This is a genomic window from Pseudomonas sp. CFBP 8770 (assembly GCF_014841705.1).
Taxonomy (GTDB): Bacteria; Pseudomonadota; Gammaproteobacteria; order Pseudomonadales; family Pseudomonadaceae; genus Aquipseudomonas.
The window spans coordinates 46,696-54,995 of record NZ_JACYUL010000012.1; the positions used below are offsets into that span (position 1 = coordinate 46,696).

An 8,300-nucleotide genomic window follows, 5' to 3' on the forward strand; every position below is an offset into this window, starting at 1 on the left:
ATTAGCGGGAGACTACCAAAATCATGCCCATCGCGGCGCTCGATTGCCTCAAGCTTGTCATCGGTACTAAATGATCGAAATCTCGTGCTTATGCAGCCACCCTGCTTTGACGATACTGGTCAGCGCGCCCTCGGGGTCAGCTGTGTAAAAGACAATTGCGAAACTTTCCTGCGCACGACTGCAAGTCACGCATAGCAGTCTGCGCGTCCGAGTCAGCGCGTTGTCCTCGCCAGCTGCCTCTTTCTGGAGGTCGCCAGGGGAGGGTGGCGCTACACCAGGAGCTTTCTCGTAATGCCATAAAAAGCCTGTTGCTTCCTTGTCGTCAATGATGACCATAACTCTGGGAAACTCGAGACCCTTCACCCCTTGATGCGTACCGTAAGACGATAGCTCACTGCAATACTTGGCATAGGCGGTGAGCTGCGAGAAAGGGGCTCCAATCAGCAATCTATAGGCATGGACTTCAAGCGCCTCCCGATCGCCGGTGTCAGGAAAGTCTTCTTCTGTCGCCCCCATCTCGAATGCAAGACGAAGGCGATCTGAGAGATCTAGAAGATGCGTATGCGCAAGTACCCGTACGACATCGCTTATCAACGGATCTGCATTGGCGAACAGCTCAAGTAAACCTTCGGTACCTCTACCGGCTTGCGCTATCGTCAACGCCTGGTCGGGAGCCGCTGCCAACCGCTCCCGGGCCAACAGTGGTGAGCGAAGCCTTACTGCCTCCATCAGTTTAAAGCTGTCTATCTGCGCCGCATCAAGTATTGGCATCACCCCTTCAATGAACACTCGCAATACCGGAAGTGTGCCATCGAGTAAGCCGGTTCTCAGGTGGTCGACCTGATAAAGAGGAACGAAAACGCCGTCGAATCCCATCCGTCGGCTCGCCATCTTGTGTTCCAGGATCAGCGTTTTCCTGCCCTCCATACCTGAATTCCAGACGCTATCTCCGGTGACATCGGCCATGCGCCTGGCGACCTCACTCTCGATTTGAAAGGTCGACATTGGCTGGCTTCGAACGCAATACATGCGCACTGTCCCCAAAGGCGCATCGTGACGCGGCGACTGCTGATGCGTGTCGACCTGGGCCCTGATTGCGTCGATCAGTTCCACCACCCGTACCGGACATCGCCTGTTCAAGACCTTCGCGGGTTTGGCCCAGTCTTCAGGCACGGCGCAAGCAAGGTTTTGCATACCGTGTCCGTAGATGCTCTGCATAGTGTCGCCTAGCAGGCCTAGGCAACAACGCTCGGATGCCTCAGCCTGAACCACCAAGAAAGCTTCCATCAGTCGAGCCATAGTGTCTTGGCTCTCATCGATGAGCAGAACCGGGTGCTTGTCCACCAAAACATCGAGTAGCGGGCGCTGCTGGATAAAGTCCGCGGCCAAGCCAATCACGTCCGAATGGCTGAGCGCCTGATGGCCACGGTTTTCACCCGTTGGGCTATAGGTAAAATCAAAAACGTGATCAATGTTTTCCAGCCGCTTAAGCTTTCTATCGCGGTCTGCTTTGTTAGCCCGGTAGGTCTTGTTTTCACCCCAGGCTTTTGCCAGTTTGCCCTCCAAATCGGCAATATCATTAGCCAGTTTGACCTTGATCCAGGCTCGAATGTCGTCGTTGAATCCCCTGATCCTCTCCCACGCAAAGGAATGGATAGTGGCCCAAACCAGCGGATCGTGTTCCAGTCGGCGCATCACCTCTTCAGCGGCTGCGTTGGTGTAGGTGATGACAGCGATCTGTCTACCTTCGACCCGCAAGCGCTCCGATGCCCGTTCTTTAAAGTTTCGAACCGCCTCAACAAGCGAGTAGGTTTTGCCCGAACCTGCACCCGCGTAAAGGAAAAAGCTGGTGGGATTATCAAGATCCAAGCATCGCTGGATCACCTGGTCAGCATCTGGCAGCACACTCATACAATCTCCTCACCAGGGGGGGCCGTAACAATCACCAATTCTGACTGTTTCTTGCGCAGCTTCCATTCAAGCCATACCAAGCCTTCACGTATGTAGTTTGGTACTGTCAGCATAGGAAAGTAGTCGCCCCCAGTACCTCCAAAGCAAACTCTGCCTTGTTGCCATCTCGAAGCGCCTCGAAAAAGCTCTCACTGAGTTCCTCAGGGGTCGTGGCCGATCGGAGTGCCCGGGCAAACTGACCGACAAGCCCACGACCGGAGCGTGATGCAAAGTAAGCTGCATTGGTCAGTACCAAGCTGTCTTCGAACGTGTTCGCCAGCACCTCAACCGGTAGAGGCCCCGTCTGAGCAAGAGCGACGAAGATGGGAGTTTGGTAGGCGATTCGAATAGCAAAAAGCTCATCGAGCTCCTGGCATTTCAGCTCCTCGGCCATTTCGAGAAGGTCATCCACTTTTGCAGAAGCGGCCTTCATCCTAAGCCAGTGCTTGAGAGTTGGGTTGTTGGTCGAGAGGTCGGTGCCTCGGCGAACCGGTTTTGCCGCTTTGGCCTTGCCAGCATCCGGGTCAGTGATGACCAATGTGACGATTCCAAGTGCGTTCACGAGAGGCCGAAGTCGGTGAGCGTGACTCCCTCCAATATCCAGGATGCTGATGTAACATTGATCGAGAAACTTGAAGTGAGTGCGCAAAAACTGTGGCAACAGCATTCGCTCAGCAGCGCCCTCAACCAAAATCACTGCGTCGGCAAAGAACAGTTCAGCATGCTGAGCCCGAAGATAACGAGTGACGAATTTTTGAGTGTAGGAACCCTCGCCAAACACTGTCGATAGGTTTGAAACGGTCGAAACGGGTACCTGCACGCCGTCCATGCCCGCCGGCAGACGACGGAAATAGCGAAGGTGATCGTACTCTACCTCATGGGTGATATGACTTGAGTGCGTGCTCACTAGCAGCTGAGTCTTCAGATTGGGATAGCGCTTGATCAGCTCATCTTCACAGAGCACTTGGTAAGCGTGTCGGACGAAAACTTGCTGGACTTGTACATGGAGGTGGGCCTCCGGCTCTTCAATCAGAACAAGGTGAGGTGACGAGTCGATCAAGCAGGCTCGATCAGCCTTCGATTTGCAGCGAGTGGGGCTTGAGGCGCAGATCGCTAGCCTGCAATCTGAACTGACCTCGGCACGTCGGCAACTGGGCGCTCAGCAAGCCGCCATTGAAGTTCAAACAGCCGATCACTCCAGGCCGAACTGACGCGTAACGCGGGGATCAGTCAGCGCTGTACTGACCTTGAAGCTTTGGTCAGTGACAGGGAGAAACAAATCCAATCCCTCGAAGAGAAGCACGTACATGCGCGCGGCACCCTTGAGCATTACCGGGAGTCCGTGAAAGAACAGCGTGACCAAGATCAACGCCGACATGAATCTCAGCTGCATCAGGCACAGGTCGAGCAGCGCAAGCTGCAGGAAACGTTAGTGTTGAAACAGGATGACCTGACGCGTCTGAACCGCGATAACGAGCGGTTGCTGGGAGAGTCACGCCAGCAGGTGAAAACGCTGCATGCCCATGAGGCCCGCATTCAGACTCTGACTGGAGAAATACAGGCACTCAAATTATCTGAATCCAGGGCCATCGTTGTGGCAGAACAGATCCAAGAACAGCTTGCCGTTCTGCGCCAAGAGAGAGAAACGCTTACCCAAGCCGCGACGCTTAACAATGAGCGCGTTATAGAAGCTCGTATGATGCTAGCGACTGCAGAGGCGGAGCTTCAGCTTCATCGTAGGCATCCAAGTGAGCTCACCGCTACTGAGCCCGCCTTGGCAGAAAGCCCTATAGCTGATGCGGTTGAGACGGAAAAAACAAAGGTTACCAAGAACGCGAGACCATCAAGGAAGTAAACTATGAGTAGCCAAGATATGCGCCAAGTTCATCAGTGCCTCTGGTCTCTGCTTGCTGGAGGAGAACTACTTAAGCTGCTGGGCCGTCCGAGACCAACAGCTTCCTTACACGCGCCGCAGTCAACGCAAACTGCCTGAGAGCGACGCAAGCAGGATCCCAACAATCACCCTGTAAATCACCATTCGTTTAGGCGTCCAATGCAGCGTTTGCGCCCGTTGCTGCCACCTATTTCATTCATCCTAAAGCCTGGTTAGGCCATTGGCCATGAGCTTTCAGCAACCGCGCTGTATCCCATCCATCAATGAACATCACGCGGCATGGCGCAGTTAGCATGCGTCTCAGGGCGAAAGCTTCAGCTGTCCCCCTTACGGATGGCTCTATCGAGTGACAGTGCTGAATCACGTAGACGTCGGCTGGGACGTTGAAAAGTCGATAAATTTGGTCTCCGTTCTTGCCTAGATCTCTTGGTGTCATAGGGTGAAATTTTGCAGGGCCTTTTAGCAAAAACGCACCAGTCATTCTCTTCCCGTCGACCAGCAACCCAGAAGTGAAGATGTCTGACTCTTCGCCGCCCCAGTCGTTTTGTGGTGGCTGGCCAAGCAAATCGCAAATCAGATCTTTGACGCGCTTTTCGGGAATAGTCCGCATTAATTCGAATTGGGACTTATTGGGCGTCCATGCACAGTCAACCGCGGAAAACTGCTCAACCTCTTCAGGGCGAAGCGAAATAGCATAAGAAAGCGACGATGCAAAAGGGTCGTCAGAGTCGACAAGATCGCCGATGACGATCGGTATCGCACGGATGCTGCTTCCCGAGACATCCACCACATAGGCAAAAACAAAAATGTTTGATGGGCCTGAAAGCCGGGTGTAGGCCGTGTCATTGACCAGCCCTGACTTGGAGAACTCAAGACTGAATTTGACGTTTTCAAGTGGGAAGGGAAGGATCGTACTCATCTCCAGCGCCGGGGTTTTATTGTTGAATCCGAACCCTTTCCCTCTGAGCCGACCGTTATAAATGAAAGATTGCCCTTGGCGAATTCCTCCATCCATTTGCAGCTCTTGAAGCGTCTTGATTTCTCCACGCGAAATGGCCTTCAGGACGTAGGCGCCCACGTCATTTGACAGGATCGCGGATGACATAGAGACGGGTAGCCCTAGAAGCGATTGCTGAACGTGAAACGGAATGCCCTGATTTTCGATGAGGCTAAGAACTCGATCGCAGCTCAGATAGTACGCCAGAAGTTTTGGTGTCATAGATGACCTCGGGTGTCGATAGTGCTGTGCTGAATAACAGCCAACACTGCCCCCCAAGCACGTATTGGGCTGATACGATGCCCCAGCCCAACCAGTGCAAGGGTGGCGCTGAACGTCAAAGGGAGCGGCGCTGGAGGCGCGTGACCTCTTCCATAAACCGACTGTAGAACCGATCCTTAGGTGCTGAACGAAGCGCTCTCTCAATACACTCACGAGCGGCTATCAAATTTTGAGGTTCAATGTTGATATGCGCATAAGTCTTCTGGAGTTCACAAAGGTGTTTGGGTTTGCCCAGTGCCTCGGCCCGATCAAGGTGCTCGATAGCGCTCTCCACATCACCAAGCCTGCTTTCGATCATGCCCCTGGTAAAATGCACCTCAGCTTGATCAGGTAGCAACAGGGTCGCCTTCCGCGCCTTTTCCAGTGCAGCGTCCAATAGGCGCATCCGCATCAGGGTGTAGGCATAGCGATCAAAGAGCCAGCCGTTCTCAGAGTCTTCGAGCACTGCAGTTTCGTAATAATTGCAAGCATCAGCGTAGTTAGCTTCACTGTAGCTTTTCCACGCCGCTCGAGCTGCCGGCGTTCGGAATGCCTGTATAGCGCGATCAGAAACCTTTGCCTCAGCACTGGCGACAAATTCTTGATAACGGCGCCGAACCCAGCTCACGTCGTCATCAGTGGGCTCACGCTTGCCATCTGTGACCTCATACCGTTCGATGCAGTAATTGTAGAATTCGGGACTCAATGTGATCTGAGTACCGCCAGCAATCCTAGAAAAGCTACCGATTCCGCGGCTTTCTTCGATGGCCTCACTTGCAGCAGCGACAGTCACACCAGTGCGCTGACAACACAGTTGCAGAAGGTACTGGTCATGGTTATCGCCCAGACGACTCATCAACAACAGGACTCGTCGCAGCTCTGGGGAAAGTCGTCCCCATGCATCATCGTAGAGGAATTGCCCCAGATCCTGACGTTGCATCCGCTGAACTCGCTGAAACGCCGGCTCCAGTCCTGTCCCTTGCGTCGATGCAGCCTGCACAAACACCTCCAAGGCGATTGGCTTGTTTATCAACGCCCGTGAATATTTTTTGAGTGTCGCGGGCCCGGCCTGGCCAATCGCCGTACACCCTAAAATAGCGCCGCGCTTGCGCAGAAAATCCGCACCTTCTTCGTCGCTCCAGTTTTCAGTCTGAATGGGTAGGGCTTCGATTTGCTCACGTCGACGCGACGTCAGAATCACACGCCCAACCCTCCTGCTAAGCTCGTTAATCTGAGAGGCAAGTGCCCTGACATCAGCATCGTTGTTGGCCATGGTCTCAGTGTTATCGAGAATGATCAGATGGTTGTCGCGATTGATCTTCATCTCGGATTGCAGCGTGGCGAGCTTTTGAACCACTTCCCTTGGTTCTTTTTCGAACCAAGGCCGCTCTAGCTTCGGAGTGGTGAGCATTCGAGCGACGTCAAGCACGACGTCAGCCACCCCTATTTCCTGCACTGAAATCTGTTCCAAACCGCTGAGCCCCCACCGGGTCTTCTTGGCGGTGTAGAAGGTAATGATTTCTGGCTTCCACTCGATCTTGGTTTTACCTTCAAGCCAGCGGTGCAAAAACTCTACGACCATCGTGGTTTTTCCAACACCTCCGTCTCCCCATACCATGCACTTGCGCGAATCCGGATCATCGGCCCACTCGCACAGCGCATTAATTTCAGTGTCACGCCCGGTAAAAACTGATTCGGAAGCGAGTCGCTCTGGGAGGTATACAAAGGGACGCCACGTATCAGACCATGACGGCTCAGATACTTGATATTCAGGTGTACGAGGCTGGGGAAGACCCAGCAGGACGTTTTCGACCTCATAGACTACTTGGCCGCGAGACAGGAGTGTCGTTTGTACCTGTGCATCCACTTGAAGGCGACCTGCGGAAGTGCGCTTTAAGGTTCGATAGCAAAGTGGATTCCCGTCGACCAAACGCAGAGTCGAGACAGCTTGCAGGCCCTGATCGCCACGCGGTGGGAAATACAGCGTATTGCTACCCTTGACGGAGGTAGGGAGAAAGTTTGAGATACCTCTAATCAGCAAGCGGGCAACGGCGATATCGATGGCAGGCGTCCAGTCCCCTGGAAGTCCATGCCCCTCCGCGCCGTCGTTACGGCTTTGAACAAAGGTATGAAGCACACTTTCCAGATTTGCCCGGGCGGCACCGACGAAGGGACGCAGTTCCTCAGACAGATCAGCTTTTTCCCAGTAAAGGCGCCCGACCGATTTCCAGCCGATGTTTTCGGCTGCCACAACCAACTGAGAGAGCAAATTGACCAATGTTCCGTCTGCAGGATGTCTGAATGAGGCTAGATCTACTGGCGTAAGCAGCGAAAGACGGGTGCTGTCCTCTTTCAAGGCTTGCACTACCCATTCCCCGAGCGTTACGCAAGCATGCTGCATGGCTATGCGAAAAATCCCTAGCACAGCGATTCGTACATGCGCCGGATCCTTCAGCTGCTCAGCATTCTTGATGCGAGCTTCCATTATTTTTTGCACGAAATCACCGAATCATCTGAGGTTGATCTGTCTATAATGCCACTGTGGCATCATAAGAAAAAGTGTTGGTACTGGGCTGATGCTGAGCGAGCACCCGGGGGGGCGGTCGGTCTGGACGTGTAGATATTCAAAATTTGCCGCCACCTGCGGTTTGGTTTAGGCGGGTCAATCGCGGCTTCAGATTGACTAAGACTAAAAGCCGAGCAGCCGCGGTGGCATTGGTGAATGCACATCAAATCTGAACAGCTGCCGCTGGAGTACATTTGTTCTCCACTCATAAAAACTCAGTTGCATAGATAATGTTGGGGAGCCCGGTCTTTCCTGACCCCCAGAGCTAAAATTCAATGAGCTAGATCGCATGGAATTTTATTAGCTGGTCGATACTGGTGGTATAGCTCTTGCTAATCATCTCGCGGTTCGCCTATGCCGCTTTGATCGGCATCCGCCCGGAGTGCAGAGCATTCTTTCCGAACTTCACGTTGATACGATCCAGCACGCTGATCAGCTCATCCGACCTGGCCGTGTGTGAAGGGGTAAACAGGTCTCCTGTAAACTCGCCACGCTTAAGCAGATCCATCAGCAAAATCCTACCTTGCTGTGTCGATATCCATCACGCCAGATGACCTCCAACTGTAGTGGTCTAATGAAACCGGACACCCATTTAGGCGAGAATGCTCGCCACAGAGAGGTGTCTGATGACC

At 53.5% G+C, this 8,300-nt stretch carries 6 protein-coding genes; 1 reads left to right on the top strand and 5 read right to left on the bottom strand.

Annotated elements, in window-relative coordinates; all coding sequences use genetic code 11:
• Window positions 1-66 precede the first annotated feature (66 nt).
• Both IFT98_RS20745 and IFT98_RS20750 read right to left on the bottom strand, forming a co-directional pair.
• On the bottom strand, window positions 67-1,911 hold the full coding sequence (locus IFT98_RS20745; protein ID WP_192051374.1) for a UvrD-helicase domain-containing protein: 1,845 nt from the start codon (window positions 1,909-1,911) through the stop codon (window positions 67-69).
• 106 nt (window positions 1,912-2,017) lie between these two features.
• Window positions 2,018-3,010, bottom strand: a complete 993-nt coding sequence (locus IFT98_RS20750; RefSeq protein WP_342214200.1) for an ATP-dependent nuclease — start codon at window positions 3,008-3,010, stop codon at window positions 2,018-2,020.
• 282 nt (window positions 3,011-3,292) lie between these two features.
• Between IFT98_RS20750 and IFT98_RS21035 the strand changes: the two genes are divergently transcribed.
• The gene (locus tag IFT98_RS21035) at window positions 3,293-3,805 is read left to right on the top strand and encodes a hypothetical protein (protein WP_244651031.1); all 513 of its coding nucleotides are present in this window, start codon (window positions 3,293-3,295) and stop codon (window positions 3,803-3,805) included.
• A 235-nt stretch (window positions 3,806-4,040) separates the two neighbouring features.
• Here IFT98_RS21035 and IFT98_RS20760 read toward each other — a convergent pair whose 3' ends face one another.
• From IFT98_RS20760 to IFT98_RS21040, 3 genes are all read right to left on the bottom strand, one after another.
• Complete coding sequence (locus tag IFT98_RS20760; RefSeq protein ID WP_244651032.1) at window positions 4,041-5,063, bottom strand: methyltransferase; 1,023 nt, start codon at window positions 5,061-5,063, stop codon at window positions 4,041-4,043.
• 115 nt (window positions 5,064-5,178) lie between these two features.
• The gene (locus IFT98_RS20765; protein ID WP_192051376.1) at window positions 5,179-7,587 is read right to left on the bottom strand and encodes a hypothetical protein; all 2,409 of its coding nucleotides are present in this window, start codon (window positions 7,585-7,587) and stop codon (window positions 5,179-5,181) included.
• A gap of 433 nt (window positions 7,588-8,020) precedes the next feature.
• Complete coding sequence (locus IFT98_RS21040; protein ID WP_244651033.1) at window positions 8,021-8,176, bottom strand: hypothetical protein; 156 nt, start codon at window positions 8,174-8,176, stop codon at window positions 8,021-8,023.
• Window positions 8,177-8,300 lie beyond the last annotated feature (124 nt).

Excerpts from the sequence above, each read along its gene's own strand:
- IFT98_RS20745 (WP_192051374.1), bottom strand. The coding sequence starts at position 1,911 with ATGAGTGTGCTGCCAGATGCTGACCAGGTGATCCAGCGATGCTTGGAT.
- IFT98_RS20760 (WP_244651032.1), bottom strand. The coding sequence starts at position 5,063 with ATGACACCAAAACTTCTGGCGTACTATCTGAGCTGCGATCGAGTTCTT.
- IFT98_RS20765 (WP_192051376.1), bottom strand. The coding sequence starts at position 7,587 with ATGGAAGCTCGCATCAAGAATGCTGAGCAGCTGAAGGATCCGGCGCAT.
- IFT98_RS21040 (WP_244651033.1), bottom strand. The coding sequence starts at position 8,176 with ATGGATCTGCTTAAGCGTGGCGAGTTTACAGGAGACCTGTTTACCCCT.